Annotated in this window: 22 protein-coding genes and 1 rRNA gene; 9 read left to right on the top strand and 14 right to left on the bottom strand. The window is 61.0% G+C overall.

All coding sequences use genetic code 11. The features are described from left to right. A 5S ribosomal RNA gene (gene rrf / locus ACQ4WO_RS26045) occupies nucleotides 1-107 on the top strand; the annotation flags it as partial. 174 nt (nucleotides 108-281) lie between these two features. Here rrf and dacB read toward each other — a convergent pair. Continuing rightward, entirely contained in the window at nucleotides 282-1,784 is a 1,503-nt protein-coding gene (dacB, locus tag ACQ4WO_RS26040) for a D-alanyl-D-alanine carboxypeptidase/D-alanyl-D-alanine endopeptidase (protein ID WP_436483839.1), read from the bottom strand. Between the two features lie 8 nt (nucleotides 1,785-1,792). Then, a complete protein-coding gene (locus ACQ4WO_RS26035) occupies nucleotides 1,793-3,031 on the bottom strand; it encodes a spore maturation protein (RefSeq protein WP_034753725.1) in 1,239 nt (412 codons plus the stop codon). 214 nt (nucleotides 3,032-3,245) lie between these two features. On the opposite strand from ACQ4WO_RS26035, the gene ACQ4WO_RS26030 reads away from it, so the two are divergent. The 4 genes from ACQ4WO_RS26030 (at nucleotide 3,246) to ACQ4WO_RS26015 (ending at nucleotide 10,171) form a co-directional block, all read left to right on the top strand. After that, nucleotides 3,246-5,051 carry an ABC transporter substrate-binding protein gene (locus ACQ4WO_RS26030; protein ID WP_436483838.1) on the top strand — a complete coding sequence of 602 codons (1,806 nt, stop codon included), beginning with the start codon at nucleotides 3,246-3,248 and terminating at the stop codon, nucleotides 5,049-5,051. Nucleotides 5,052-5,268: 217 nt separating this feature from the next. Next, nucleotides 5,269-8,022 carry a TonB-dependent receptor gene (locus ACQ4WO_RS26025; RefSeq protein ID WP_436483837.1) on the top strand — a complete coding sequence of 918 codons (2,754 nt, stop codon included), beginning with the start codon at nucleotides 5,269-5,271 and terminating at the stop codon, nucleotides 8,020-8,022. Between the two features lie 88 nt (nucleotides 8,023-8,110). After that, nucleotides 8,111-9,190, top strand: a complete 1,080-nt coding sequence (locus ACQ4WO_RS26020; RefSeq protein ID WP_436483836.1) for a S66 peptidase family protein — start codon at nucleotides 8,111-8,113, stop codon at nucleotides 9,188-9,190. A gap of 87 nt (nucleotides 9,191-9,277) precedes the next feature. Beyond that, nucleotides 9,278-10,171 (top strand): YihY/virulence factor BrkB family protein, encoded by an 894-nt coding sequence (locus ACQ4WO_RS26015; protein WP_034753736.1) that lies wholly within the window; start codon nucleotides 9,278-9,280, stop codon nucleotides 10,169-10,171. 387 nt (nucleotides 10,172-10,558) lie between these two features. Here the strand turns inward: ACQ4WO_RS26015 and ACQ4WO_RS26010 are convergent, their stop codons facing one another. From ACQ4WO_RS26010 to ACQ4WO_RS25985, 6 genes are all read right to left on the bottom strand, one after another. Continuing rightward, nucleotides 10,559-11,686 (bottom strand): acyl-CoA dehydrogenase family protein, encoded by a 1,128-nt coding sequence (locus ACQ4WO_RS26010; RefSeq protein WP_436483835.1) that lies wholly within the window; start codon nucleotides 11,684-11,686, stop codon nucleotides 10,559-10,561. Between the two features lie 39 nt (nucleotides 11,687-11,725). After that, nucleotides 11,726-12,394: an SDR family oxidoreductase gene (locus tag ACQ4WO_RS26005; RefSeq protein WP_436483834.1), complete on the bottom strand. Its 669-nt coding sequence runs from the start codon at nucleotides 12,392-12,394 to the stop codon at nucleotides 11,726-11,728. 80 nt (nucleotides 12,395-12,474) lie between these two features. Further along, nucleotides 12,475-13,671: an acetyl-CoA C-acyltransferase gene (locus ACQ4WO_RS26000; protein ID WP_436483833.1), complete on the bottom strand. Its 1,197-nt coding sequence runs from the start codon at nucleotides 13,669-13,671 to the stop codon at nucleotides 12,475-12,477. Then, the gene (aceK, locus tag ACQ4WO_RS25995) at nucleotides 13,668-15,467 is read right to left on the bottom strand and encodes a bifunctional isocitrate dehydrogenase kinase/phosphatase (protein ID WP_338680166.1); all 1,800 of its coding nucleotides are present in this window, start codon (nucleotides 15,465-15,467) and stop codon (nucleotides 13,668-13,670) included. Before aceK ends, ACQ4WO_RS26000 begins: the two co-directional genes overlap by 4 nt. Nucleotides 15,468-15,520: 53 nt before the next feature. Then, nucleotides 15,521-16,705, bottom strand: a complete 1,185-nt coding sequence (locus ACQ4WO_RS25990; RefSeq protein ID WP_034753750.1) for an isovaleryl-CoA dehydrogenase — start codon at nucleotides 16,703-16,705, stop codon at nucleotides 15,521-15,523. 137 nt (nucleotides 16,706-16,842) lie between these two features. After that, nucleotides 16,843-17,247 carry a MerR family transcriptional regulator gene (locus ACQ4WO_RS25985; RefSeq protein WP_034753754.1) on the bottom strand — a complete coding sequence of 135 codons (405 nt, stop codon included), beginning with the start codon at nucleotides 17,245-17,247 and terminating at the stop codon, nucleotides 16,843-16,845. A gap of 712 nt (nucleotides 17,248-17,959) precedes the next feature. On the opposite strand from ACQ4WO_RS25985, the gene ACQ4WO_RS25980 reads away from it, so the two are divergent. Further along, complete coding sequence (locus tag ACQ4WO_RS25980) at nucleotides 17,960-18,367, top strand: hypothetical protein (RefSeq protein WP_034753756.1); 408 nt, start codon at nucleotides 17,960-17,962, stop codon at nucleotides 18,365-18,367. 62 nt (nucleotides 18,368-18,429) lie between these two features. Here ACQ4WO_RS25980 and ACQ4WO_RS25975 read toward each other — a convergent pair whose 3' ends face one another. The 6 genes from ACQ4WO_RS25975 to ACQ4WO_RS25950 form a co-directional block, all read right to left on the bottom strand. Beyond that, nucleotides 18,430-18,837 (bottom strand): hypothetical protein, encoded by a 408-nt coding sequence (locus tag ACQ4WO_RS25975; RefSeq protein WP_436483844.1) that lies wholly within the window; start codon nucleotides 18,835-18,837, stop codon nucleotides 18,430-18,432. A 97-nt stretch (nucleotides 18,838-18,934) separates the two neighbouring features. Next, nucleotides 18,935-19,549, bottom strand: coding sequence for a UbiX family flavin prenyltransferase (locus ACQ4WO_RS25970; RefSeq protein WP_436483832.1), 615 nt, complete (start codon nucleotides 19,547-19,549; stop codon nucleotides 18,935-18,937). Next, entirely contained in the window at nucleotides 19,542-19,853 is a 312-nt protein-coding gene (gene grxD, locus ACQ4WO_RS25965) for a Grx4 family monothiol glutaredoxin (protein ID WP_034753766.1), read from the bottom strand. The genes ACQ4WO_RS25970 and grxD overlap by 8 nt, the downstream gene beginning before the upstream one ends. A 106-nt stretch (nucleotides 19,854-19,959) precedes the next feature. Continuing rightward, nucleotides 19,960-20,430, bottom strand: a complete 471-nt coding sequence (locus ACQ4WO_RS25960) for a GNAT family N-acetyltransferase (protein WP_436483831.1) — start codon at nucleotides 20,428-20,430, stop codon at nucleotides 19,960-19,962. A gap of 4 nt (nucleotides 20,431-20,434) precedes the next feature. Next, the gene (locus ACQ4WO_RS25955; protein WP_436483830.1) at nucleotides 20,435-22,783 is read right to left on the bottom strand and encodes a Tex family protein; all 2,349 of its coding nucleotides are present in this window, start codon (nucleotides 22,781-22,783) and stop codon (nucleotides 20,435-20,437) included. Nucleotides 22,784-22,877: 94 nt separating this feature from the next. Then, nucleotides 22,878-23,243, bottom strand: a complete 366-nt coding sequence (locus ACQ4WO_RS25950) for a hypothetical protein (RefSeq protein WP_436483829.1) — start codon at nucleotides 23,241-23,243, stop codon at nucleotides 22,878-22,880. Nucleotides 23,244-23,503: 260 nt separating this feature from the next. Here ACQ4WO_RS25950 and ACQ4WO_RS25945 point away from each other — a divergent pair, with 260 nt between their 5' ends. The 3 genes from ACQ4WO_RS25945 to ACQ4WO_RS25935 are packed head-to-tail and all read left to right on the top strand — an operon-like array spanning nucleotide 23,504 to nucleotide 25,666. After that, nucleotides 23,504-24,166 carry a secretin and TonB N-terminal domain-containing protein gene (locus ACQ4WO_RS25945; protein ID WP_436483828.1) on the top strand — a complete coding sequence of 221 codons (663 nt, stop codon included), beginning with the start codon at nucleotides 23,504-23,506 and terminating at the stop codon, nucleotides 24,164-24,166. A gap of 2 nt (nucleotides 24,167-24,168) precedes the next feature. Further along, nucleotides 24,169-24,726 (top strand): RNA polymerase sigma factor, encoded by a 558-nt coding sequence (locus tag ACQ4WO_RS25940; RefSeq protein WP_034753775.1) that lies wholly within the window; start codon nucleotides 24,169-24,171, stop codon nucleotides 24,724-24,726. Then, the gene (locus ACQ4WO_RS25935) at nucleotides 24,719-25,666 is read left to right on the top strand and encodes a FecR family protein (RefSeq protein WP_436483827.1); all 948 of its coding nucleotides are present in this window, start codon (nucleotides 24,719-24,721) and stop codon (nucleotides 25,664-25,666) included. The genes ACQ4WO_RS25940 and ACQ4WO_RS25935 overlap by 8 nt, the downstream gene beginning before the upstream one ends. The last annotated feature ends 56 nt before the right edge of the window (nucleotides 25,667-25,722 follow it).

The following is a 25,722-nucleotide window of genomic DNA, read 5'->3' as shown; positions in this document are numbered from 1 at the left end:
GACCATAGCAAGTTGGTCCCACCCCTTCCCATCCCGAACAGGACCGTGAAACAACTTTGCGCCGATGATAGTGCTGCAACCAGTGTGAAAGTAGGTTATCGTCAGGCTTGTTATTCGAAAAAACCCCTTCCGGTGATCCGGTTGGGGTTTTTTTACGTCTGCTGGTTTGATATGCCGTGGGTGGTGTCGGATTAGCGTAGCGTAATCCGACAAGTCAGTAGCCAAGTGACAAACGAAAAAAAGGCAGCGCTACGCGCTGCCTTTCTGTCTTTGCTTCCCTTTTATTGACCGGCCACCGCCGGCGTGGCGCCGCTACTGGCGACCCATTCGATCAGCGCATCGACAGCCGCGCGGCCGTTGCCGTTACCGACCAGGTCGCTATTGATCATGGCGACCACCACGCACAGCTGGTTGTTGGCGTCGGGGACATAGCCGGCGATGGCCACCACATTTTTCAACGTTCCCGTCTTGATGCGGGCCCGCGCGGCAGCCGGGCTGTTCAACAGGCGCTTGCGCATCGTGCCGTCCAGCGCAACGATGGGCAGGCTGGACTGGAACTCGGGCGCCCACGGGCTTTGCTGCATGGCCTGCAAGACGCCGGCCATTTGCGCAGGCGCAATGCGTCCCGTGCGCGACAAGCCGGAACCGTTGTCGACCAGCATGCCCTGGGTGTCGATCTGGTGCCGCTGGAACCATTCCTGGATCACTTGCCGCGCACGCGTAGCCGTGTCTTCCGGCGCCGCCATGGCGACGGGGCGGCTGCCCAGCCAGCCATCGCTTTGCAAGCTGCCCAGGCTCAGGAACAGGGTACGGGCCAGGGTGTTGTCGGATGTCTTGTTGATATCGCGTAGCACTTCCGGCAAGGCGCGCGCCACGTGGTCGGCCAGCATGCGCGTGCCGACCGGTTCGGCCGTCGGCGGCAAGCCTGTTGCCGGCGCTTCGCGCACCGTGCCCGTGATCGTGCCGCCCAAGCGTTTCCAGGTCGCACGGAACAAGCGGTCCGCGTAATCGTTGCGATCAAGCACATTGATGCTGGTGGCCTTGCTGCAATTTTGCGGAAAGGTGCCGTGCAGGATTACCTGCAGCTTGCCGCTCGCATCGCGCCGGTATTCGGGTGGGCGCCAGCCGTCTTCCCATCTGGCGCAATTACCCTTGATGAGTTTCATGTCGCTCGTGATGCTGACGTTCTCGAGCGCCGGTTGCATCAGGATGCTCAATTGCCGCTCCGTCGAGTTCATATTGATATCGATCAGATTGGTGTTCAGCAGCAAGGCATCGGGGATGACGTTGTAGCGGAACTCGGCCGATTCGTCGAAGGGCGGCGCACCGATATCGGGCCGGGCCGGCTGAAACAGCTGGCGGTCGAGGATCAGGTCGCCCTTGATTTTCACGATGCCCTGGTTGCGCAAGGTTTGCAGCATGTGCTCCAGCACGTCCGCATTAAAATCCGTGTCGGCGCCGCCGCGCAGGATCAAATCGCCCTTCAGTACGCCATTGATGACGTCGGCGCTGGTGCGCAACTCCGTGCGGCCGCGAAAGATGGGCCCCAGCTGCTCCAGGCCCACGGCCGTCGTCACCAGTTTCATGGTGGAGGCCGGCTGCATGCTGCGCTCGGCGCCATGCGACAGCACGGTGGTGTTGCCGCGCAAGACGATGGCGCCCATGGCATCTTCGGGAATATTCGCGCTGCGCAACAGCAGGCTGACGGATTCGGGCAATTGCGCCTGGGCAGTCGACAGGCCAAGACCCGCCAACAGTGCCGCCATCAGAACAGGACGTAACATGGTGCTCCTTAGTGGAAAAAGACGTAGGCGACAAAGACGGCGGTGATCACGCCAGCCAGATCCGCGATCAGGCCGGCCGTGATGGCATAGCGCGTCTTGCGGATGCCCACCGAGCCGAAGTACAGGGCCACGATATAGAAGGTCGTGTCGGCTGAGCCCTGGAAGACACAGGCCAGGCGGCCGACGAAGGAATCGACGCCGTAGGTATTCATGGCGTCGATCATCATGGCTTTCGAACCGGAGCCGCTGAGCGGCTTCATCATCGCCGTCGGCAAGGCGGGCACGAAGTCCGTATTGATGCCCAGGTTGGCGAAGAACCAGTTCATGCCGCTCATCAGGAAATTGAACACGCCCGCGTTGCGGATCACGCTGATGGCCACCAGCATGCCGACCAGGTAGGGAATCACGGTGATCGACGTCTGGATGCCGCCCTTTGCCCCCTCGATGAAGGCGTCATACACGTTCACTTTCTTGCGCAGCGCGCCAATAATAAATATGGCGATCACGCTGATCAACACCAGGTTGCTGACCACCTTCGAGACCAGCTCGATTTCCTGTTTCGTCAGGTATTGCGTGAAGTACCAGATCATGGCGACGATGGCGCTTGTCATGCCGCCCATCCAGCCCAGCACGACCCTGTTGAGCAAGTTGATGCGCTGCTTGATGGACACCGTGATGATGCCGACCATGGTGGCCACATAGGTGGCGATCATGCAGGGAATAAAGATGTCGGACGGGTCGGCCGCGCCGAGGATGGAGCGCTGCGCCATGATGGCCAGCGGAATCAGGGTCAGGCCCGAGGTATGCAGCACCAGAAACATGATTTGCGCATTCGTCGCCTCTTCCTTGTTCGGGTTCAAGGTCTGCAGGCTTTCCATGGCCTTCAAGCCGAACGGCGTGGCCGCATTGTCCAGGCCCAGCAGGTTGGCCGAGAAATTCATCACCATGTGCCCCGTGGCCGGATGGTCTTTCGGAATTTCCGGGAAGATGCGCGAAAAGAACGGTGCGATCACTTTCGCCAGCCAGCCGACGATGCCCGCCTTTTCGCCGATGTTCATGATGCCGAGCCACAAGGTCATCACGCCCGCCAGCGGCAGGGCGATATCCATCACGCCCATGCGCGCCGTCTCGAACGTGCCGTCGATGATGCGCTTGAAGATATCGGTATCGCCGAGAAACAGCCACTGCAGCACTGCGGCCAGGAAGCCAACGAGGAAAAAGCCGGACCAGATGTAATTAAGTGCCATATGCGATCAGTTCTGTGTGTCGGGAGTGAAAAATGTCTGCAAACAAAGTATAGGGGCAGCCCGATACGAGTTGATGAAAGAATGCAGCAATCGCATGCCAAAAAGTTATAAGCTGGCAGCCTGTTTTCATTGGCGCCCCGCAGCGTGCCCGCGTAGTGTGGGGGATGCCCGTCGCTTACCGCTGTTCCTTACCCTTGTCTGCACTGGATTACTGATGATGTTTTTACGCAAAACCGCCTGCGCCGCCGGCCTGGCCCTGTTGACGCTTCTTACCGTACCGGCCCACGCCGCCGCCGATGCCCGCGCGAACAAGACCTTGCACCTGTTCCTCAGCACCAGCGAGACGGGTCTGGACCCGGCCGTGGCGTCCGACCTGGCCAGCCTGAATTTGATGGAAAACATCTTCGATCCGCTCTTGCGCTATGACTACCTGGCGCGCCCCGTGCAACTGCAGGGCAATACGGCGCGCGCCATGCCGACCGTGGAAGATGGCGGGCGCACGTATACCTTTCACTTACAGCCCGGCATATTCTTTACGCCCGATCCCGCCTTCAAGGGCAAGCCGCGCGAAGTGACGGCGCAGGATTATGTGTACAGCCTGACGCGGCTGTATGACCCCAGCCTGAAGTCGCCGTGGCTGTTCTTGCTGGAAGACAAGTTGGTGGGCGATGCGGCCCTGAAAACAAAATTCAGTTACGACACGCCGATCGCCGGCCTGCAGGCGCTGGACAAATACACCTTGCGCATTCGCCTGAACGGCGTCGACCCGAACTTCCTGTTTTACCTGGCCATGCCGGCGACCGCCGTGGTGGCGCGCGAAGTGGCCGAAGCGTATGCGGCGCCGGGGCAGATCGGCAACCATCCCGTGGGCACGGGGCCGTTCCTGGTGAAGGAGTGGAAACGCAGCGACAAGATCGTGCTGCAGGCCAACCCGACTTTCCGTGCCACCGTGTTCCATACGGAAACCAAGGCGCTGGCCGCCTTGCCCGTCGATGCGCGCGCCATTGCCACAGCGCTGGAAGGCAAGCAATTACCGCTGGTCGAGCGCATCGAGGTGCGTATCGTCGAGGAATATCAATCGCGCATGCTGGGTTTTTTGAAGGGCGAGTTCGATTACCTGGAGCAGGTGCCGGAATCGATGACGGATATGGTGCTGGAAAACGGCGCGCTGAAACCGGCGCTGGCCGCCAAGGGCATGCAACTGACGCGATTTCCCGTGCTGCAAACATATTACATGTGGATGAACATGGACGATCCCGTACTGGGCGGCACGAGCAAGGACAAGCTGGCCCTGCGGCGCGCCATCGCCCTCAGCTACAACAGCCGCGAAGACATCGCGCTGCTGAAAAAGGGGTTGGCCTTGCCGGCCCAGTCGCCGCTGCCACCGAATGTGCTCGGTTACGACAAGAACTACCGCAGCCCCGTCGGCTACGATCCGGCCCTGGCGCGCGCCCTGCTCGACCGCTTCGGCTACAAGGCGGGGCCAGACGGTTTCCGCACCCAGCCGGACGGCGCGCCCTTGATTCTGACCATGCATACGGAGCCGAGTACGGTGGGCCGCTTGCGTGATGAATTGTGGCGCCGCAACCTGAATGCCATCGGCGTGCGCGTGGAATTTAAAAGCGACAAGAAGACGGAAATCATCAAGGCCTCGCGGCTGGGCAAGGTGCAAATGTTCGAGACCAACTGGATCGCCGACTTCCCCGATGGTGATAACTTTATGCAATTGTTGTACGGTCCCAACAGTGGCCGCGCCAACTATGCCCGCTTCAACTTGCCCGATTACAATAAACGCTATGAGGAGGCGCGCCTGCTATCCGATACGCCGCGCCGACGCAGTCTGTACTTCGACCTGTTTCAGCTGATCCACGCTTACACGCCGTGGGTGCTGCTGACGCATCCCATTTCTGCCGACCTGCAACAACCGTGGCTAAAAAACTACAGGCGCCACCCCGTGGAATTCACGTCCTGGCGCTATCTGGACGTGGATAAAGTCAAGGGTAGCCCCGCAGGCAAGTGACCATGTCACTGAAAAGGGCATTCATTCCAAAAAGTTATGGTTAGGAAAGCATTTTTCATTGGCTGGCCGCGGATGCATCGCGCTACTCTGAAAATGAAAACAAATAAAGTCATGCGCAATTGTCATAAAAAAATGTACCGCGAGACAGACGTTGCGACATATCTATACAGCCTGACTTGAGAACTCAAGTTTCGATTGCCCAACAAGGAGAAGACCTGTGAAATTGAAAAAGCTAGCGCAGTTGGTGGCATTGATGGGGGTGGTGGGACCGGTCTTCGCACAGGAAGCGGCGGCACCAGCAATGCAACGGGTCGAAGTGACGGGCAGCAGCATCAAGCGGGTGGCCAAGGAAGGCGCGTTGCCCGTGCAAGTCATCACCTTTGAGCAGATCGAAAAACAGGGCATTACGACGACCGAGCAACTGGTGCGCACCCTGTCGGCGAATGGCACGGGTGCCGATAACATGACTTCGGGCAATAACGTGTTTGGCGCCGATGCCGACAGGGTCAGCGGCGGCGCTTCGTTCGCCTCGCTGCGCGGCCTGGGACCGTCGAGCACGCTGGTGCTGTTGAATGGCCGCCGCATCGCCACGCATGGCGCCAGCGGCAAGTCGGTCGATCTGAACTCGATCCCGCTGGGCGCGATTTCGCGCGTGGAGATTCTCAAGGATGGCGCCTCGGCCATCTACGGCACGGACGCCATCGGCGGCGTGATCAATTTCATTCTGAAGACCAATTACAGCGGCGTGGAAGCATCCGTCTCCACCAACGACACGCAGGCAGGCGGCGGCGCCACACGCCGCGCCTCGCTGCTGGCCGGCACGGGTTCGCTTGAAAGCGACCGCTACAACATCATGGCCAGCCTGACCGTCGACAAGGCGCAGCAGCTCAATGGCCGCGACCGCTCTTTCGTCAACGGCTACCAGCCGGGCCGCGGCCTGTCGCCCGATACCACGGGCACGCCGTTTGCCAATCAGATGGCGGGTACCGGAACGGCGCTGGGCACCGCGTTCCAGCTGCCAGGCGACCCAAATAAATACCTGCAAGCCAATCCGCTGAGCTTCCAGGGCAAGTGCGACACCATCGCCGGCATGTCGCAGTACCAGACGGCACTGTGGAAAGACGTGACCTCGCCGCTGCGCACCACGTATTCGTGCGCCTACGACTATGGCGCCGACTATGTGCTGCAATTCCCCGTCGAACGGGCCAATCTGTTGTCGCGCGGTACGTTCCAGCTGGCGCCCGACCACCGCATGTTTGTCGAAGTGCTCGGTTCGCGCACCAAGGCCACGGCCATTTTGACGCCGATGCAGGTGCAGGCGACGGTTGCCAACAAGAATTTGTATCCGGTCGGCGGCGCGTATTACCAGGACCTGTCGGCCTACATCCCCTCGTTCGACAAGACCAAGCCGATTTCCTACAAATGGCGCGCCAATGACGTGGGCAACCGCACGCAGGAAAACACGACAGACAATGCCCGCGTGCTGGTCGGCTTTGAAGGTAACTTTGGCAAGTGGGATTACAAGGCCGGCATTTCGCGTGCCGAAAGCAGCACCAAGACCAAGCTGACGGATGGCTATTCCTACACGGACAAGCTGTACGCGGCATTGGCCAGCGGCATCATCAATCCATGGGTGGGCGCCGGTCAGAGCCAGACGGAAGCGGCCAAGCAATTGATCGAATCGACCAAGTTCCGTGGCGACTTCCAGCACGGCAAGACGACCCTGACGCAGATCGACGGTTCCGTTTCGGGCGAGCTGTTCCAGTTGCCGGCCGGTGCGTTGGCCATGGCGGCCGGTTTTGACTTGCGCCGCGAAGGTTACAGTTTTGCGCAAGACGTCGATGCCACGCAGATTTTGCTGTCTCCAGGCAATGCCGCACTAAAAGATGCCAGCCGTACCGTCAAGGCCGTGTATGCCGAGCTGCTGGTGCCGGTCACGAAGGACCTGGAAATGCAACTGGCCATCCGCCGCGACGATTACAGCCTGGTGGGCGCGACGACGAATCCGAAAGTAGCCTTCCGCTACCAGCCGACCGACTTCCTGCTGTTCCGTGGTTCGGCCAGCAAGGGTTTCCTCGCACCAAGCTTCCAGCAGCTGTATTCCGGTTCGCTGAGCCAGGAATTGCCGAACGGCGTGGTCGACCAGGAAGGCTGCGCCAAGCATCCGGGCGTGCCCGAGTATTGCGCCATCGACCGTCTCGACTACAAGACGGGCGGCAACACGAACTTGAAGCCGGAAACGTCGAAGCAGGGCAGCGTCGGTTTTGTCATCGAGCCATTCAAGGGCTATTCGGCCTCGTTCGACTACTGGGCCATCAATACCAAGGACCGCATCCTGAACCGCACGCCGCAAATCGTGCTGGCCAACTACCAGGCGCTGAACCAGTACATCCACCGCAATCCTGACGGCACCATCGAGTACGTGCAGGCGGGCTGGATCAATGCGGCAGGCAGCCGCGTGCGCGGCCTCGACGTGGGCTTGCGTGGCGAAGGCAAGATCCAGGACGCGAAATGGACGGCGACTCTGGATGGCACGTATATGGACAGCTTCAAGTTTGCGGAATATCAAGGCCAGGAATACCAGGAACTGGTCGGCAAGTTTTACACGCGCGATCTGTACCTGCGCTGGAAACACAATGCCAGCTTTGGCGTGTCGCGCGGCGACTGGAGCGGCTTGCTGATCCAGAGTTTTTCGTCGGGCTACAAGGATCAGCTGCCGAATGGCGGCAAGGGCGCGCCGCCACCGGGCTTCAAGCCGGACGTGTCCAGCTATACCACGTATAACTTGTCGGGCACATACACGGGCTTCAAAAATACGACGATTACCGTGGGCATCCAGAACTTGTTCGACCGCGACCCGCCGTTCACCGCGCACAACGTGGATGAAGTGGTGGGTGCCGGCTGGGATCCGCGCGTGGCCGATCCACGCGGCCGTTCGCTGTCGTTCCAGCTGAAGTACAAGTTCATGTAAGGCAACCATGCCGGCGGCGATCCCGCTGGCGTGCTAACCTCGTGCGGCGGCGCCTGGCGTCGCCGTTTTTATTTCAGGAAAGGGTCGCATGTCCAGTCAGACCAATCTCAGCCGGCGCCGCTTCGGCGGCTTGCTGGCCGCCACTCTGGGGGCGGCAGGCACACCGGCGTGGGCGGCGGCCACGCAAGGGAAGGGCAAACGCATGCAACAGCAACACGCATTGATCAAGCCGGCGCGTTTGCGCCAGGGCGACCTGGTCGCCATCATCGCACCGGGCGGCTTTACGGATGAAGACGCCATCGCCAAGGCCGTGCGCAATATCGAATCGCTGGGTTTGCGCGCCAGCCTGGGCGCCAATATCCGCGCCGTGCACGGCAACTATGCGGGCACGGTGCAGCAGCGCCTCGACGATCTGCACGCGGCGTTCCGCGACCCGGATGTCAAGGCGATCTGGGCCATCCGCGGCGGCTCCGGCTGCATTTCGCTGCTGGCGCTGCTCGACTATGCCTTGATCCAGCGCAACCCGAAAGTGCTGATCGGCTATTCCGACATCACGGCCCTGCACCTGGCCGTCGGCCGCCAGACGGGCCTGGTGACCTTCCACGGTCCCGTGGCTTCGTCCACGTTTTCCGACTACACGGTGACGCAGCTGCAAAACGTGCTGATGACGCCGCAAGACAGCTACACGATCCCGATGGCGCTGGAGAATCACCGCCGCGCGCAGACGCAGCCTAACTTCGCCATCCGCACCGTGCATGGCGGCCAGGCGACGGGCCGCTTGACGGGCGGCAACCTGTGCATGGTCAGCGCGCTGGCCGGCACGCCGTATGCGGCCGATTTCCGCGAGCATATTTTGTTTCTTGAAGAAATCAACGAAGTGCCGTACCGCATCGACAGGATGTTGTGCCAGCTCGACCTGTCCGTGGGCTTCAACAAGGCGGCGGCCTTGATGCTGGGCATTTTCGAGCATTGCGAGGCGGCCGAGGGCGACACGGCGCTGACCCTCGATGCTACCCTGGACCAGCATCTGCGGCCATTGAAGGTGCCGGCTGTCAGCGGCTACTCGTTTGGCCATATCCGCCACCAGTTCACGCTACCGATGGGCATATTGGCGACCCTGGATGCGGACCGGCAAACCTTGACCTTGCTGGAGTCCGGCGTCTGCTAGCGCACGGTGCAGCAGGGCGATTGTCAGTATGCTAGTGTGATTGCAGGCGTGGCATCAGGCTGCGCCGCCTTCTTCACCGCACCCGACATGATCAACCGCCACGCCAGTACCTACATCCTCAGTCATCCGCTGGCCTTCGTGCTGCAGGTGCTGAAGGGTTTCCGCGCCAACCAGGGCTTGCTGCTGGCGGGCGCCGTCGCGTATTACTCGCTGCTGTCCATCGTGCCCTTGCTGATGCTGGTGGTGGTGGCCCTGTCGCACGTGATCGCGCAGGACGAATTGCTGCAAACCATAGGTCATTACCTGGAATGGCTGGTACCCGGGCAATCGAAGGCCATCGTGGCGGAAGTGGCGCATTTCCTCAACAACCGGGGCGTGATCGGCTGGCTCTTGCTGCTGACCATGCTGTTTTTCAGTTCCTTGGCGTTTACCGTGCTGGAAAACGCCATGAGCGTGATCTTCATCCACCGCGTGGCCATCCGCCGCCGCCATTTCCTCATTTCCGCCGTGCTGCCGTATTGCTACATCCTGTGCCTGGGTATCGGTATTTTGCTGATCACCCTGGTGGCGGGCAGCTTGCAAGTGATGGGGGAGGAAAGCGTGCGCTTCTTGCGCCATGACTGGGGCCTGGAAGGGGTATCGGGCGTGCTGCTGTATTTGCTGGGGCTGGCGGGCGAAATCCTCGTGCTCAGCTCGATCTACCTGGTCATGCCGGTGGGGCGATTATCGATCACGCATGCGCTGATCGGCGGCGTGACGGCGGCCCTGCTGTGGGAAATCGCGCGCCACGTGCTGGTCTGGTATTTCTCCACCTTGTCGCAGGTCAATATCGTGTATGGTTCGATGACGACGGCCATCGTCGTCATGTTCAGCCTGGAAATCGGCGCCACCTTGCTGCTGCTGGGGGCACAGGTGATTTCCGAATACGAGCGGGTGGCGCGTGGTGGCGAGGAAGACAAGCCGCTGGCGCTAAGGACTTGATTTAAAAAGGTTGTTGCGTCGCACAAAACCGTGTGCTATAATTCTTTCAGTGGTTGAGATTTGCTTGCAGATACTCTCGCTATCCAGTTTCAGTACGGCGACCGACAGGTGTAATGTCGATGGCGTGACTAGTACGAAAGAGTGGATTTTGTAATTCCGGATACGTTGGTCGAATTTACACTTGGAGTCACCATGCAGATAGCATGGGAGTCCGAAAATCAGGAGGCACTTTGCAGATAGCACTGGCGTCCATGAAACGATTAAAGCATTGGTAATACATTGGAACGAAGCCTGCGACCGCAGGCTTTTTTTTCGTCCGTTTGAAACCCAACGGCAGAAACTGGGGTCGGACCCTCAGGGTCCGACCCCGGGGTTGCGCCTTTGGGTTTATAGCGCCCGCGCAATCAAAATCTTCTGAATATCGCTGGTCCCCTCGTAAATCTGGCAGACGCGTACATCGCGGTAAATGCGCTCGACGGGGAAGTCGGACACATAGCCATAGCCGCCATGCACCTGGATGGCGTCGGAGCACACTTTTTCCGCCATCTCGGACGCAAACAGTTTCGCCATTGCCGCTTCCTTCAGACAAGGCAGGCCGGCATCCTTCATGGCCGCCGCATGGCGTATGAGTTGCCGCGCCGCTTCGATCTGTGTCGCCATGTCGGCCAGGCGGAATTGCACGGCCTGGTGTTCATAGATGGGTTTGTCGAAACTTTCGCGCTCGCGCGCATAGCTCAGGGCCGCTTCATACGCGGCGCGCGCCATGCCCACGGCTTGCGAGGCGATGCCGATGCGTCCGCCTTCCAGGCCGGACAGGGCGATCTTGTAGCCTTGTCCTTCTTCGCCTATCAGATTTTCCGCCGGGATGCGGCAATTGTCGAACAGGATTTGCGCCGTGTCCGACGAGTGCTGGCCCATCTTCTGTTCCAGTCCCGCCACGATGTAGCCAGGCGTGTTCGTCGGCACCCAGAAGGCGCTGATGCCGCGCTTGCCGGCCGCCTTGTCGGTGACGGCCATGACGATGGCCACGTCCGCATACTTGCCACTGGTAATGAACTGCTTGGTGCCGTTGAGCACGTATTCATTGCCGTCGAGGGCGGCCGTCGTGCGCAGGGCCGAGGCGTCGCTGCCCGTGTGCGGTTCCGTCAGGCAAAACGCACCGAGCATCGCGCCTTGCGCCAGCGGACGCAGCCATTGTTCCTTTTGCGCGTCGTTGGCGTACATCATGGCGATGCTGCAGACGGGGCAATTGTTGACGGAAATGATGGTCGAGGTGCCGCCATCGCCGGCGGCGATTTCTTCCAGCACCAGGGCCAGCGACACATAGTCGAGGCCGGCGCCACCGAGCGCTTCCGGCACGGCCACGCCAAAGGCACCCAGCGCGGCCAGTTCCTGCAGTTCTTCTTTCGGGAAATGATGTTCCTTGTCCCAGCGGGCCGCATTGGGCGCCAGGCGCTCGCGCGAAAAACTGCGCAGCGCTTCCTGGATCATCGATTGTTCTTCATTGAGTATCATGGGACGTCGTCTCGTTTGTTTTTATGGTGTGTGGTGGAATTACCAGGCGATGGGTTTGCCATCGTAGTTGCGGAACACGGCCTTGTCCGTGGCCGGCAGGCTGGCCAGGGTGGCGCGGATGCCGGCAGCGCTTTCCTCTGGCGAAATATCGGCGCCGGCGCCGCCCATGTCCGTGCGCACCCAGCCCGGGTGGAAGGCGACGCAACTGACGCCTTGCGGGCCATGCACGAGGGACGTGTCGATCAGCACGGAATTCAAGGCCGCCTTGCTGGCGCGGTACAACGAACCGCTGGGGTTGCTCCGTTCGCTCAAGGAGCCCATGTGCGAGGACAGCACGGCCAGTTTCCCTTTGACATTGCCTACCAGCGGCGCCAGGAGCGGCAGCAGCCGCATGGCCGCCAGCACGTTCGTGTGCATGACGGCATCGAAATCTGCTTGCGTAGGGGTACCGTCGTGGCGCGGGCCATACACGCCCGCGTTGAGGATGGCCACGTCGAGTTTTTCATCGTCGAGCTTCCAGCCCAGGCCGGCACAGCCGTCCACGTCCGTCACGTCGAGCCGGTGCGCTTCCGCACCCAGTTGCGTGAGGGCGTCGCAAGCGTCTTGCGTGCGCGCCGTGGCAATCACTCTCCAGCCGTCGTGCCGGTATTGACGGACGATTTCGTGGCCGATGCCGCGCGAGGCGCCGATGATCAATGCGGTAGGCATGTCTTTCTCCCTGAGTAATCAATGAAAAGGCGCGCAGCGAACGTGACTACGCCGCGCGCGCCTGTCGTCAACAGAGCAGCTTATACCAGTTCGATTGCCATCGCCGTCGCTTCGCCGCCGCCGATGCACAGGGCCGCCACGCCGCGCTTGCCGCCGGTTTTTTTCAAGGCGCCCAGCAGGGTGACGATGATGCGCGCGCCCGAGGCGCCGATCGGGTGGCCCAGCGCGCACGCGCCGCCGTGGATGTTGATCTTGCTGTGCGGAATATCAAGGTCGTGCATGGCCGCCATCGGTACGGCGGCGAACGCTTCATTGATTTCGAACAAGTCGACATTGCCGCTGCTCCAGCCCGTCTTGGCGTACAGCTTTTTCACCGCGCCGATGGGGGCCGTGGTGAATTCGTTCGGCGCCTGCGCATGCGTGGCGTGGCCGTGGATTTTCGCGATGACGGTGCAGCCGAGTTTTTTCGCCGTCGATTCGCGCATCAGCACGAGCGCTGCCGCGCCATCGTTGATCGATGAAGACGAGGCGGCCGTGATCGTGCCATCCTTCTTGAACGCCGCTTTCAAGGTCGGGATTTTTTCCAGGCGGGCTTTTTGCGGGCCTTCATCGATGCTGACGACGGTGTCGCCGCCGCGGCCGGAAACGGTCACGGGGGCGATTTCCCACTCGAAACTGCCATCCTTGGTGGCCGCCTGCGCGCGCTTCACGGATTCGATGGCGAACGCATCCTGCGCTTCGCGCGTGAAGTGGTACTGGCTGGCGCACTCTTCGGCAAACGTGCCCATCGAGCGGGCATTGCCCTTTTCATCGCGGCTGTAGGCGTCTTCCAGGCCATCCATCATCATGTGGTCATAGATCATGCCATGGCCGATGCGGTAGCCGCCGCGCGCCTTCGGCACCAGGTAAGGGGCGTTGGTCATCGATTCCATGCCGCCCGCCACCACCACGTCGGCGCTGCCGGCCAGCAAGGTGTCATGCGCGAACATGGTCGTCTGCATGGCCGAGCCGCACATTTTCGACAGGGTCACGGCGCCCGTGGAATCGGGCAAGCCGGCCTTGCGCAAGGCTTGGCGCGCGGGCGCCTGGCCTTGGCCTGCCATCAGGCAATTGCCGAAATACACGTGTTCAACGGCGTCCGGCGCCACGCCGGCCCGTTCGACGGCGGCGCGGATGGCCACGGCGCCCAGGTCGCTGGCGGTGACGTTGGCAAAGTCGCCCTGGAAGGCGCCCATGGGGGTGCGCGCGGCACCGACGATTACGACTGGATCATTCATGTTGGATCTCCGGTTAAGGGTGGGGAGGGTGACTGCATACAAAAACGCAGGTGCTGCGGATACGGGAAGACGTCCTCGATATGGCCGTCTTCGATGCGCTGCTTGCGCGCCTGCCAATATTGCGCCGTCAGCAGGTCGGCATGGTGCTGCATGAAATAGCGGCGGATGCGGGGATTGCCCAGCAGGAAGGTGCCGAATTGTTCGGGAAACACGTCGTGCTTGCCGATGGGATACCACGGTTCGGCCGACATTTCTTCCTCCTCCGTGCGCGCCTCGGGGATGACGCGGAACTGGCAATCGGTGATGTACTCGATTTCATCGTAATCGTAAAAAACGACGCGCTGATGACGGGTCACGCCAAAGTTTTTATACAGCATGTCGCCGGGAAAAATATTCGCCGCCACCAATTCCTTGATGGCGTTGCCGTACTCCACGATGGCGTGTTCGACCAGGTCGTCGCGGCCGTCCTTTTCAGCATTGCTCAGCCACATGTTCAGCGGCACCATGCGCCGTTCGATGTACAGGTGGCGGATGATGATCTGCTCGTGGTCTTCTTCAATCAGCGAGGGGGCGAACTGTTTCAGCTCGGCCAGCAATTCCTCGGCAAAACGGGCGCGGGGAAAGGCCACGTTGGAATACTCGAGCGTGTCGGCCATGCGGCCCACCCGGTCGTGGTGTTTCACCAGCAAATACTTTTGCTGGACTTGCGCGCGCGTGGTTTCCTTGGGCGGCGGGAAAAAATCCTTGATGACCTTGAAAACATACGGAAACGAGGGCAGGGCAAACACCAGCATCACGAGGCCGCGGATGCCGGGCGCGCTTTCGAAGTGGTCCGACGAATGTTTCAGATGCTGCAGGTAGTCGCGGTAAAACAAGGTCTTTCCCTGTTTTTGCAAGCCCAGTATCGTATAGATTTCGCTGCGCGGTTTGCGCGGCAGTAAGCTGCGCAGGAATTGCACATAGGCCGACGGCACTTCCATATCGACCAGGAAATACGCGCGCGTAAACGAAAACAGCACGGCGATCTGCTGGTGCTCGAACAGCACCGTGTCGAGCACGAGCTTGCCGTGGCGGTTGTGCAGGATGGGCACGACGAACGGATATTCGCGGTTGCCATTGATGCCCTTGCCGACCAGATAGGCGCCCTTGTTGCGGTAGAACAAGCTGGTCAAGACCTGGATCTGGTGGTTCGGTTCAAGCCGCTCGCCGCCGAACAGCTGCTGCAGCCGCGCTTCCACCTGCGCCACGTCACGTTCGAGGTTGGCAAATGCGCAGTCCAGCTGGAAGTTGCTCACCATGCGCGTCAGGGTGTGGCGCAAGCCATCCTGGCCCGGGTAATACACGCGGTAGGTGGGGACGGGATCCTGCGTTTCGATGTATTCGGTGGAAACGACGGGGCGCACGAAAATATAGTCGTTATTGAAATACGTGCGGTGCAGGATGTTGCAGCAGACGGAATTGAAGAAGGTTTCCGCCAGTTCCGGCTGCTTGTGTTCCGTCAGCATGCCGATGTAGTGCAGCTTGAGTTCGCGCCACACTTCGTCGCTCAACTCCGACTCTTCGTACTCATCTTCGAGCATCTGCACGCATTCCTGCACGCGCTTGTCATAAAAATCGATGCGTTCGCGGGCCGCCGTCTGCGCCGCGGCCCAGGCGCCTTGCTCGAAATACTGCTTGGCTTGCTGGCTCGTTTCGCGGAACAAACGGTAATGCTTGTCGAAGCCGTCGCGGATGGTGCGCGCGATATCGAATGCAATCTGGGAAGAGAGCAATTTCGGGAAGGCAATGTGCGTCATATCTGTGCTCGCATGAATGGCTCATCACCCAGTCGATCGTCGCGCGCCCGTGCTTACTTGGTTTCCGCAAACAGTTCGCGGCCTATCAGCATGCGGCGGATTTCGCTGGTCCCGGCGCCGATTTCATACAGCTTCGCATCGCGCCACAGGCGGCCGGCCGGATACTCGTTGATGTAGCCGTTGCCGCCCAGGGCCTGGATCGCTTCACCCGCCATCCAGGTGGCCTTCTCCGCACTATACAGAATGGCGCCGGCCGCATCCTTGCGCAACTGGCGCACGGCTTCCGGTGTGGTGGCGCGGTCGCAGGCCTGGCCCACGGCATACACATAGGCCTTGCACGCCATCATGGTCGAATACATATCGGCCAGCTTACCTTGCATCAACTGGAATTCACCGATGGCCTGGCCGAATTGCTTGCGGTCATGCACGTAAGGTACGACCAGGTCCATACAGGCTTGCATGATGCCCAGCGGTCCGCCGGACAGCACGGTGCGCTCGAAATCGAGGCCCGACATCAGCACGTTGACGCCCTTGCCCAGGCCGCCCAGCACGTTTTCGGCCGGCACTTCGCAATCCTGGAACACCAGTTCGCCCGTGTGCGAGCCGCGCATGCCCAGCTTGTCGAGCTTTTGCGCGATGGAAAAGCCCTTGAAATTCTTTTCGATCAGGAAAGCCGTCATGCCGCGCGGACCCGCTTCCAGGTCGTTTTTCGCGTACACCACCAGCACGTCCGCGTCGGGGCCGTTGGTGATCCACATCTTGGTGCCGTTCAAGACCCAGCGGTCGCCCTTGAAGTCGGCGCGCAGCTTCATGCTGACGACGTCCGAGCCCGCGTTCGGTTCCGACATGGCCAGGGCGCCGATGTGTTCGCCCGTGATCAGTTTCGGCAGGTACTTGGCTTTTTGCTCGGCCGTGCCGTTGCGCTTGATCTGGTTTACGCACAGGTTCGAGTGGGCGCCGTAGGACAGGCCGACGGAAGCCGAGGCGCGCGAGATCTCTTCCATGGCGATGATATGCGCCAGGTAGCCCATGCCGGCGCCGCCGTATTCTTCGCTGACGGTGATGCCGAGCAGGCCCATGTCGCCCATCTTGCGCCACAGGTCCATGGGGAACTGGTCCGTACGGTCGATTTCGGCCGCGCGCGGCGCGATTTCGGCGGCGGCAAATTGTTGGATCGCTTCGCGCAAGGAGGCGATGTCGTCGCCGTGGTCAAAGGTCAAGCCTGGGAGATGGAGCATGTCGTCCTCGTCGTCGTTATAAGTGTGGCGGTCATGGGTGCCGGGTCAGTGAAGCTATGATACTCAGTTGTGACGTTTACGTAAACGTAAAGTGAGGCGTGTAAAGCGCTGTGTGTGGTAAGCGCCGCCGCATCGATTTAGTTTGTTTGCGCCTTATCAAGGTTCAAGTCCGCCAGCATGCGCGCGCACGCGTCTTCATGTGCACTGATTTCCGCCAGCGCCATTTCGATATCGATGCGTTGCTGCTCCAGGGTCTGCCGGTGCTGCGCCAGCACGCCCAGGAAGCGGTCCATCTGCGCGCGCGTGTCCTTCGGCGATTCGTACATATCGACCAGGCTCTTGATCTCCGACAACGCCAAGCCCAGGCGCTTGCCGCGCAGGGTCAGTTTCAAGCGGGTGCGGTCGCGCGGCGTGTAGACGCGGCTGCGTCCGCCAGCGCCTTCGCGTTTCGGGCTGAGCAAGCCTTGGTCTTCATAGAAACGGATGGCGCGCGCCGTGATGTCGAATTCCCGCGCCAGTTCGGTAATCGTATAGGTCGTCATGGGTGCGGGCGGTGTCGGTTGCATGGATGGTCGGTCGCTGGAAGGGGGCTGAGAGGCAATGGGTGGCAAAGTGCCGTTTACGTCAACGTCAATACTATTGTAGCGTGCCCTGCCCGTGCTGCAACAAAGAAAAGAGAAGGCGTGAACGGGAGAATTTGGCGAATCAGGCAACAATTACTGAAAATAAATTGATTCTTCTCGCACAAACGCGCTTAAGATCGAGAGTTGGTGGCCAAGATGACACCAAAAAGAGCTTTCCTGGCATAACGGCGACATTCTTTTCGCTGCGATGGCAGTAGAATTTTTAGGCGCAGATTCTTTCCAATAGGCACGGTCGAAAAACAACGTTTCACCATGAGCACGTTGTTGATGTCGTTTCTATATTGGAAACAAAATGGCCCTTCTGAAAACTTTGTCTACAAGAAATTGTATGACATGGGCATTGCATGTATCGGTAGAGGAGGGCATTATCCGATACCGTACGTTGTAATGCCAAACCGAGGCTTTGAATCGTGCTGCAGTGCGAAAATCAAGGCTAGCCGCGAATTTGACCCGAAGCCACGCAGAATCGCAAGAGAAAATTCGGCCCACTTTTTGACCTGAAAAGCCCGGCCGGAGTGTTAATTGTTAATTGATACTCTTTTCAAATGTAACAATCTGTATGGTCATTCAAGAAACTGACTTTCATGTTACAACATGAAATAGTACACCTATGAATTCTTCTAACGAACGCGAAAGCTTCAGCCAGCGACTTCAGTTGGCTCTCAAAAACGCCCATTATTCTCCAGACAGCCCGACCAGACTGGCCCGGGAATTCAATATCCGTTTCGACGGGCGCCCGATTACCGTGCATGCAGCTAGGAAATGGTTAGTAGGTGAAGCAATTCCGACGCAAGAGAAATTGCGCATGATTGCCCAATGGTTGGGCGTTCCGGCGGAATGGTTGCGTTTTGGCGGCCCGGAAAGCGCCACGCCGAATGGCGAAGCGGGCAGCGCTTTGTCGCGTTTTGAGTCCGCCGATGTGAAATTGATTGCCGATTTGCAAAGATTAGATGAACATCATCGTCAAATCGCGCGAGAATTTATTCGCATGCTGGTCCGAGTCAACTACCAAAAGTAAGCATCCAGGCCCTCCCCGGCCGGCGCCGTCCGCCTTTCGCTGGCGGTGCTCCTCCTGTCCTTTTATTTGCGCAAGGTCATACTGGAGACATGATTTTGCCGCACAATAAGACCTCGCATGTTGCGCTGCAGCGGAATTATTTGACAATAATCCCGCGTGCGGCGGCGCAGCGGCCAATACCAGCGCATAATCACATCAGAAGCAGCCAGTTCATCCACTACGGAGCCGAGCATTTGAGCCGTCTTATGAAAAGTAACTACAGCAATACCGCGCAGCTGAAGGACTTGATGACCGTGCCCCCCATGACTGCCGCGCAACATGCGGAAGTGATGCGCAAACGGATCGCCCACCGCAGGATGGTTGAAGAAGCCAGGGATTTGAAGCAGGCAAGTGCCCATCAGTTCGACAAGAGGTGAGGGGTGCCTGACCAAAGCTACTGCGCGTCGCGCTTTGCGGCCGGCGATGCTCACCGTGCTTCAGCACGGTTGCGCTTCTCGGCCACAAATCACTGACGCTCGCTACGCTTTTGTCACGCATCGTGGCGTGCGTAGTTGGTGATGTAGTCTGTTAGTTTGTTGCTGATGGGTCTGGCGTTTTCAAACCATTCCACCGCGGCGCCAAGGCGTGCTCGATGCCGAGCAGGTCGATGACGCGCGCCACCGTATGGTCGACCATCTCCGCAATGCTCTGCGGGTGGTGATAAAAGCTCGGTAAGGGCGGGAAGATGATGCCGCCCATTTCGGTCACGGCCGTCATATTGCGCAGGTGCGCCAGGTTGAACGGCGTTTCGCGCACCATCAGGATCAGGCGGCGGCGCTCCTTGAGCACGACATCGGCTGCCCGCGTGATCAAATTATCCGACAAGCCGTGCGCCACGGCCGCCAGGGTCTTCATCGAGCACGGTGCGACGACCATGCCATCCGATTGAAACGAGCCGCTGGCGATACTCGCGCCGATGTCGCGCAGCTTGTGCACCACGTGCGCCTGCGCTTCGACTTCCTTGCGCCCCACGCCCGTTTCCTGGTGCAGGGTCAATACGGCCGCATCCGACAAGACCAGATGCGTCTCGACGCCGGGGATGGCGCCTAGCAATTGCAGCAGCCGCAAGCCATACACGGCGCCCGTGGCGCCCGTGATGGCCACGACGATACGGCGCGGCCGCTGCGTTTGGCTATCAGGCATCCAGCAGGGACTTCAGTTCGCCCGATTCAAACATTTCATTCATGATATCGGAACCACCGATGAACTCGCCTTTGACATACAGCTGCGGAATGGTTGGCCAGTTCGAGTAATCCTTGATGCCTTGGCGAACTTCCGGGTCATCCAGCACGTTGACGGTGGCGATGTTTTCCACGCCGCACGCTTTCAGGATCTGGATGGCGCGGCCGGAAAAGCCGCACTGCGGGAACTGGGCCGTGCCCTTCATGAACAGCACGACTGGCGTGTTCGTCACGGTTTCTTTGATCCAGGTTTGTACGTCGCTCATAGCTGCCTCTGATGGGGTAAATAAATAGATGCCGTCATTTTATAAGAAAACGCCGGCACGGGTATGCGCTCAAGTCATAAATTGGGCAAGTCAGCCACGTTGACGCTTATAAGGTCTTGCCCAGGCAGGTCGATTGTGCCGCACCCACGTATTTTCCCCAGGCAATGACGGGTGCATAGCCGTGTTTGGCATAAAACGCCACGGCGCGGGTATTCGCCACGCGCGTGGACAGGTGCAGGGCCTGGTAGCCATGCTGGCGCGCCTGCGCCTCGACATGGGCCAGCAGGGCCGCGCCCACGCCAGTCGAACCCGGGCGCGCATACATACGTTTGAGTTCGCCTACGACGCTGTCCGCTTCGCCCAGCGGGCGCAAGGCGGCGCAGCCCAGCAGTTCTCCAGCCGTATCGCGGACCAGGTAAAAGCCGCCGCGCAAGGTTGCCGCCTCGACATCGAAGGAAGAACGGCCACTGTCGCCATTGAGGCGCAGCAGCGCGTCCGACAATGCGTCGAGCAGCAGCTGCGCTTCCACGCTGGCGGCGTCCACCGCCAGGATGACGAGATCATGCCTGGCGGCCATGGACTTAGCCGCGCAGTTTGGCGAACGCGGCGGCCATGCTGCCGGCAGGCTCGGGCGCGTTGCGCGATTGCGACTGGTGCTGCGCCATGCTGCGGCGGTCGTTGCGGTCGCCACGTTGCTCGGGCTTGCTGCCCGCTTGCGGCGCGCTGTCCGTCAAACGCATGGTCAGCGCGATGCGCTTGCGCTTCTCGTCGACTTCCAGCACTTTCACGCGCACGACCTGGCCAGCCTTGACCACCGTGTGCGGATCTTTCACGAACGTGTTCGACAGGGCCGAGATGTGCACGAGGCCATCCTGGTGCACGCCGATATCGACAAAAGCGCCAAAGGCGGCCACGTTGGTGACCACGCCTTCGAGAATCATGTCCGGGCGCAAGTCGCGGATTTCTTCCACGCCTTCCTTGAAGGTGGCGGTGGTAAACTCCGGACGCGGATCGCGGCCCGGCTTTTCCAGTTCCTTCAAAATATCGGAAATGGTTGGCACGCCAAACGTTTCATCCGCGTACTTTGCCGGGCTCAAGGTTTTCAGCAAGGCCGTTTCGCCGATGACGGCCTTGATATCCTTCTTGATGTCCGCCAGGATCTTTTCCACCAGCGGGTACGATTCCGGGTGGACGGCCGAGGCGTCCAGCGGATTCTCACCGCCCATCACGCGCAGGAAGCCGGCCGCCTGTTCGTATGTTTTATCGCCCAGGCGCGGCACGGCTTTCAAGGCTGCGCGCGAAGTGAACGCGCCCTTCATGTCGCGGTAGGTGACGATGCTTTGCGCCACGCTGGCCGACAGGCCGGACACGCGCGCCAGCAGGGGAGCGGACGCCGTATTGACGTCCACGCCGACGGCATTCACGCAATCTTCCACTACCGCATCGAGCGAGCGGGCCAGCTGGCTTTGGCTCACGTCATGCTGGTACTGGCCCACACCGATCGATTTCGGGTCGATTTTCACCAGTTCGGCCAGCGGGTCTTGCAGGCGGCGCGCGATCGAGACGGCACCGCGCAGCGACACATCCATGTCCGGCAATTCTTTCGAGGCGAATTCGGACGCCGAATACACCGACGCGCCCGCTTCCGAGACGACGATCTTCGTCATCTTCGCTTCCGGATGCTGCTTGATCAGGTCCTGCGCCAGTTTATCGGTCTCGCGCGAGGCCGTGCCGTTGCCAATCGAAATCAAGGACACATTGTGCTTGGCGGCCAGGCGGCCCAGGGTGTGCAGCGAGCCGTCCCAGTCGTTCTTCGGCTGGTGCGGGTAGATCACGGCCGTGTCGACCACTTTACCGGTGGCATCGACGACAGCGACCTTGACGCCCGTGCGCAGGCCCGGATCGAGACCCATGGTGGCACGCTGGCCAGCCGGTGCGGCCAGCAGCAGCGCCTTCAAATTGGTGGCGAACACGTTGATCGCGTCGAGTTCCGAGCGTTCGCGCAGCGCGCCCATCAGTTCCGTTTCCAGGTGCATGAAGCTTTTCACGCGCCAGGTCCAGCGCGCCGTATCAAGCAACCATTTGTCGGCTGGACGGCCGAGGCTCTTGATGCCGAAACGGGCGGCGATGCGGCCTTCGCACGGATTGTGCGGCGCATCCCATTTCGGTTTTTCCGCTTCCGTATCCAGGCGCAGGGTGACGTCGAGGATGCCTTCGCGGCGGCCGCGCAACAGCGCCAGCGCGCGGTGCGAAGGGACGGTCGAGATGGTTTCCGAGTAATCGAAGTAATCGGCGAATTTTTCGCCTTCGTCCTGCTTGCCTTCCACCACTTTCGATTCGACGATGCCGTGTTCCTGCACGTATTCGCGCAAGGTTTGCAGCAGGGTCGCGTCTTCGGCGAAACGCTCCATCAGGATCTGGCGCGCGCCGTCGAGGGCCGCCTTGGTGTCAAGCACGCCCGGGTTGTTGCCGTCTGCACTCGTAAACGCGTCGCGCAGGAACTTGCCCGCTTCCGTTTCCGGCGTCAGTTCCGGGTTCTCCAGCAAGCCGTCGGCCAGCGGCATCAGGCCCGCTTCGATGGCGATCTGCGCCTTCGTGCGGCGCTTTTGCTTGTAGGGCAGGTACAAATCTTCCAGGCGCGTCTTGTCTTCCGCGTGCATGACGGCGTCCAGCAGCTCGGGCGTCATCTTGTTCTGTTCCGTGATCGACGCCACGATGGCGGCGCGCCGCTCTTCCAGCTCGCGCAGGTAGCGCAGGCGCTCTTCCAGCAGGCGCAGCTGGATATCGTCGAGGCCGCCGGTCGCTTCCTTGCGGTAACGGGCGATGAAGGGCACGGTGGCGCCTTCGTCGAGCAGTTCGATGGCGGCGGCAACCTGCACCGGTTTGGCGGCAAGTTCAAGGGCAAGACGTTGTTCGATAGTGGGCAGCATGGTTGTTTCCAGAGCGATCAAGCCTGGAATGATACGCAATCGGCGCGATTGCGCAATCTTGACAGCGCAAATGGACTGTGCGTTGACAAGCGGCCTAGCGCGCCGGCAGCAGCGGACTGGCGGGCGCGGGAGCTGGCGGCCTCTGCGGCGTGACGGATTTGCCAAAGGCATTGCCCATGCGGTGTTCGAGGGCGGCGCGGTTGTACAGGCCCAGCTGGTTCGACGGGCGCTGCATGACCGCTTCCGCGCCGGACAAGGTGGGTGGCTGCCGGTTCATGGCGTTGCTATTCGGCAATAATTTTTCATTCAGGCAAGACATCGATTGCGCGCGCTGGCCATTGACTTCCACCTCCACGCAGCCCTTATCCGGTGCGGCGGCCTTCACGACGACGGTGTGCTCGTCCGCCTGCGCGGGCAGGGCGGCGCAAGCGAATAAAACAGTCAAGAACAGGCGTGCCATGGCGGCTCCCGGAACGGTGGAATCAGCGTCCAGCATAGCAAAGTCATGTGTCGCGGCGATGACACAGGCCGGGGTGCGGGCTGATGCCATGTCATGCAGTTGTCATTTTATGAAGCTACCATCTTGCCATTCTGCTTGAACTATTGCAGTCAAGACACTTCATGAGCAGGACTTTTCGTTGCGTCCCCTGGAAAATGACACTAAGCCACCGCCGCGCCGCAAAGGGCAATGCCCTGTCCGCCTGCTTGCTGATGACATTGATGACGTTGATGACATTCGTGCGGCCGGCTGCGGGCGCGGACGGTGCTGACGCCGCCGCGCACGCAACCCTGCGCTTCGACTTGCCCGCCCAGCCGCTCGATGCGGCCCTGGTGGCGTTTGGCGAAGTGACCGGATATTCCGTGCTCGTCAGCAGCGAGCTGGCGGCCGGCAGGGTGGCGGCGCCCGTGCGCGGCGACTACACGCCGGCCGAAGCGCTGCAGCGTTTGCTGGTTGGAACCCAGCTGGGCGCGCGCTTCAGCGGCAGCAATGCGTTCACCTTGCTGGCGCTGGCCGATGCACCGGTGACGCCGGCGCCCGTACAGGCCGAAGCTGCCCCCGCCACCGTACCATTGCAAGGCTATGCGGCCGTCCTGCAGCGCTCGCTCACGCGCGCCCTGTGCCGTCTGCATCCGGACGCCTTCGGCCGCTACCGCCTGGCCTTCCAGCTATGGCTCGACGAGCGGGGCAAGGTGCGCGCCGTGCACGTGCTCGAACCGAGCGGCGTGGAACAGCGCGACCGCGCCGTGCTGCAGCGCCTGCGCAGCCTGCTGATGGATGGCGCGCCGCCGGCGGGCTTGCCGCAGCCGCTGACGATTTTACTGACGCCGCGGCCCGACCCGGATGCCGATTGCGCGCCCTACCTCTTGCCTGGGGCGCTTTGACCATGTCGGATTTGCTGAAAGCCACTTTGCGCAAGCTGTTCCTGGAACGCTACGGACAGTTTCGCCGCCATTTGCAGCGCCGCCTGGGCTCGGAAGACCTGGCCAATGACGCGCTGCATGAAACGTATTTGCGGGTCGAGCGGATGACGGCGCCCGAGGCGATCAGCTACCCGTCCGCCTACCTGATGCGCATTGCCATCAACATTGCAGAAGATCAACGCCGCGACAATGCGCGCCTGCTCAGCCTGCCCGATATCGACGACCTGTATGAGATGGCCGACGAGCTGGCCGACCCGGCCCGCACCTTCAGCGCGCGCGCCGAACTGGAAGAACTGGAACGGGCCTTGCAGGAGTTGCCGAAACGCCGGCGCGCCATCGTCATCGCCGCCCGCGTCGACCAGTTGCCGCACCGCGACATCGCCGAACGCTTTGGCATTTCCGCCCGCACCGTGGAGAAGGAATTGCGCGCGGGACTCGAACATTGTTGCGAACGCATGGGACGCGATTTCATCCAGCGCTTCGGTCCCGGCGCGGGAAAAACGTCTAAACATCATGATTGAACAAACGGAAGACGACATGGGTGTCATCCAGAAGGAAGCGCAGGCGTGGGTCGTGCGCCTGGCCTCGGGCCAGGTCAGCGAGCGCGACGCGCAAGTGTTCCGTCACTGGTGCGCGCGCAGCCGCAGGCATGCGACGGCGTTTGCCGAAGCGCGCGCCGTGTGGGGCGCCATGGCGCCGGCCGCGCGCGCCGTCAAGCGGGGGCAGGCGCCTGTCAACGTGGCGCGGCGCGCCTGGCTCGGCGGCGCCGTCGCTGCCTCGCTGGGCTTGCTGGTGCTGCGCCCGCCGACGGACCTGTGGCCGGCCGTGGCGGGTCTGGCCGCCGACTACGCCACGGGTACGGGCGAGCAGCGCGAAGTGGCGCTCGATGGCGGCGTGCTGGTGCAGATGAATACGCAGACGCGCCTCGACGCGTCACCCGTGCAGGACGGCGCCGCATCGCTGGTGCTGCTGGCCGGTGAAGCGGAATTCCAGGCCGGCGTGCGCGGCGCGGCCAGCGTGCGCGTGCAGGCGGGCGACGGCACGGTGTCGGCCGGCAGCGCGCGCTTCAATATCCGCCTGTTCGGCCAGGAAGTGTGCGTGACGTGCCTGGCGGGCCGCTTGCGCGTGGCGCAGGCCGGCAACGACGCGGAACTGGCGGCCGGCCAGCAGCTGCGTTACCGGCCCGAGCATTTCGGCATCGCCCGCGCGGTGGCCAAGGGCGACGTCAGCGCGTGGCGTCAGCGCCTGCTGGTCTTCAAACAAAGCACTCTGGCCGAGGTGGTGGATGAAGTGAACCGCTACCGTCCCGGCAAGCTGATCCTCAATGGCGACACCTTGAAACACACACGCGTGCAAGCGAGCTTTTCGCTCGACCGCCTCGACGACGTGATCGCCCTGATCCAGGACGCGTATGGCGCACGCGTGACGCGTTTGCCTGGCGGCATCGTGCTGTTTGGCTGAGCCCCGCCTTGGCGTGCCGAGGTGCTCAGCCAATTATGACATTTTCATGACCTTTT

It is taken from the genome of Janthinobacterium aestuarii (assembly GCF_051380835.1).
GTDB lineage: Bacteria > Pseudomonadota > Gammaproteobacteria > Burkholderiales > Burkholderiaceae_D > Janthinobacterium > Janthinobacterium aestuarii.
The sequence above is the reverse complement of the archived record's forward strand: the minus strand, read 5'-3'. Positions and strand labels throughout refer to the sequence as shown.

Coding starts and splice junctions, on each gene's coding strand:
- grxD (WP_034753766.1), bottom strand. CDS start 19,853: ATGAGCGACGTACAAACCTGGATCAAAGAAACCGTGACGAACACGCCA.
- ACQ4WO_RS26030 (WP_436483838.1), top strand. CDS start 3,246: ATGATGTTTTTACGCAAAACCGCCTGCGCCGCCGGCCTGGCCCTGTTG.
- aceK (WP_338680166.1), bottom strand. CDS start 15,467: ATGACGCACATTGCCTTCCCGAAATTGCTCTCTTCCCAGATTGCATTC.
- ACQ4WO_RS25955 (WP_436483830.1), bottom strand. CDS start 22,783: ATGCTGCCCACTATCGAACAACGTCTTGCCCTTGAACTTGCCGCCAAA.
- ACQ4WO_RS25940 (WP_034753775.1), top strand. CDS start 24,169: ATGTCGGATTTGCTGAAAGCCACTTTGCGCAAGCTGTTCCTGGAACGC.
- ACQ4WO_RS25980 (WP_034753756.1), top strand. CDS start 17,960: ATGAATTCTTCTAACGAACGCGAAAGCTTCAGCCAGCGACTTCAGTTG.
- ACQ4WO_RS26010 (WP_436483835.1), bottom strand. CDS start 11,686: ATGATACTCAATGAAGAACAATCGATGATCCAGGAAGCGCTGCGCAGT.
- ACQ4WO_RS25945 (WP_436483828.1), top strand. CDS start 23,504: ATGACGTTGATGACATTCGTGCGGCCGGCTGCGGGCGCGGACGGTGCT.
- ACQ4WO_RS26035 (WP_034753725.1), bottom strand. CDS start 3,031: ATGGCACTTAATTACATCTGGTCCGGCTTTTTCCTCGTTGGCTTCCTG.
- ACQ4WO_RS25985 (WP_034753754.1), bottom strand. CDS start 17,247: ATGACGACCTATACGATTACCGAACTGGCGCGGGAATTCGACATCACG.
- ACQ4WO_RS25960 (WP_436483831.1), bottom strand. CDS start 20,430: ATGGCCGCCAGGCATGATCTCGTCATCCTGGCGGTGGACGCCGCCAGC.
- ACQ4WO_RS25950 (WP_436483829.1), bottom strand. CDS start 23,243: ATGGCACGCCTGTTCTTGACTGTTTTATTCGCTTGCGCCGCCCTGCCC.
- ACQ4WO_RS26005 (WP_436483834.1), bottom strand. CDS start 12,394: ATGCCTACCGCATTGATCATCGGCGCCTCGCGCGGCATCGGCCACGAA.
- ACQ4WO_RS25935 (WP_436483827.1), top strand. CDS start 24,719: ATGATTGAACAAACGGAAGACGACATGGGTGTCATCCAGAAGGAAGCG.
- ACQ4WO_RS25990 (WP_034753750.1), bottom strand. CDS start 16,705: ATGCTCCATCTCCCAGGCTTGACCTTTGACCACGGCGACGACATCGCC.
- ACQ4WO_RS26000 (WP_436483833.1), bottom strand. CDS start 13,671: ATGAATGATCCAGTCGTAATCGTCGGTGCCGCGCGCACCCCCATGGGC.
- ACQ4WO_RS26020 (WP_436483836.1), top strand. CDS start 8,111: ATGTCCAGTCAGACCAATCTCAGCCGGCGCCGCTTCGGCGGCTTGCTG.
- dacB (WP_436483839.1), bottom strand. CDS start 1,784: ATGTTACGTCCTGTTCTGATGGCGGCACTGTTGGCGGGTCTTGGCCTG.
- ACQ4WO_RS25970 (WP_436483832.1), bottom strand. CDS start 19,549: ATGCCTGATAGCCAAACGCAGCGGCCGCGCCGTATCGTCGTGGCCATC.
- ACQ4WO_RS26015 (WP_034753736.1), top strand. CDS start 9,278: ATGATCAACCGCCACGCCAGTACCTACATCCTCAGTCATCCGCTGGCC.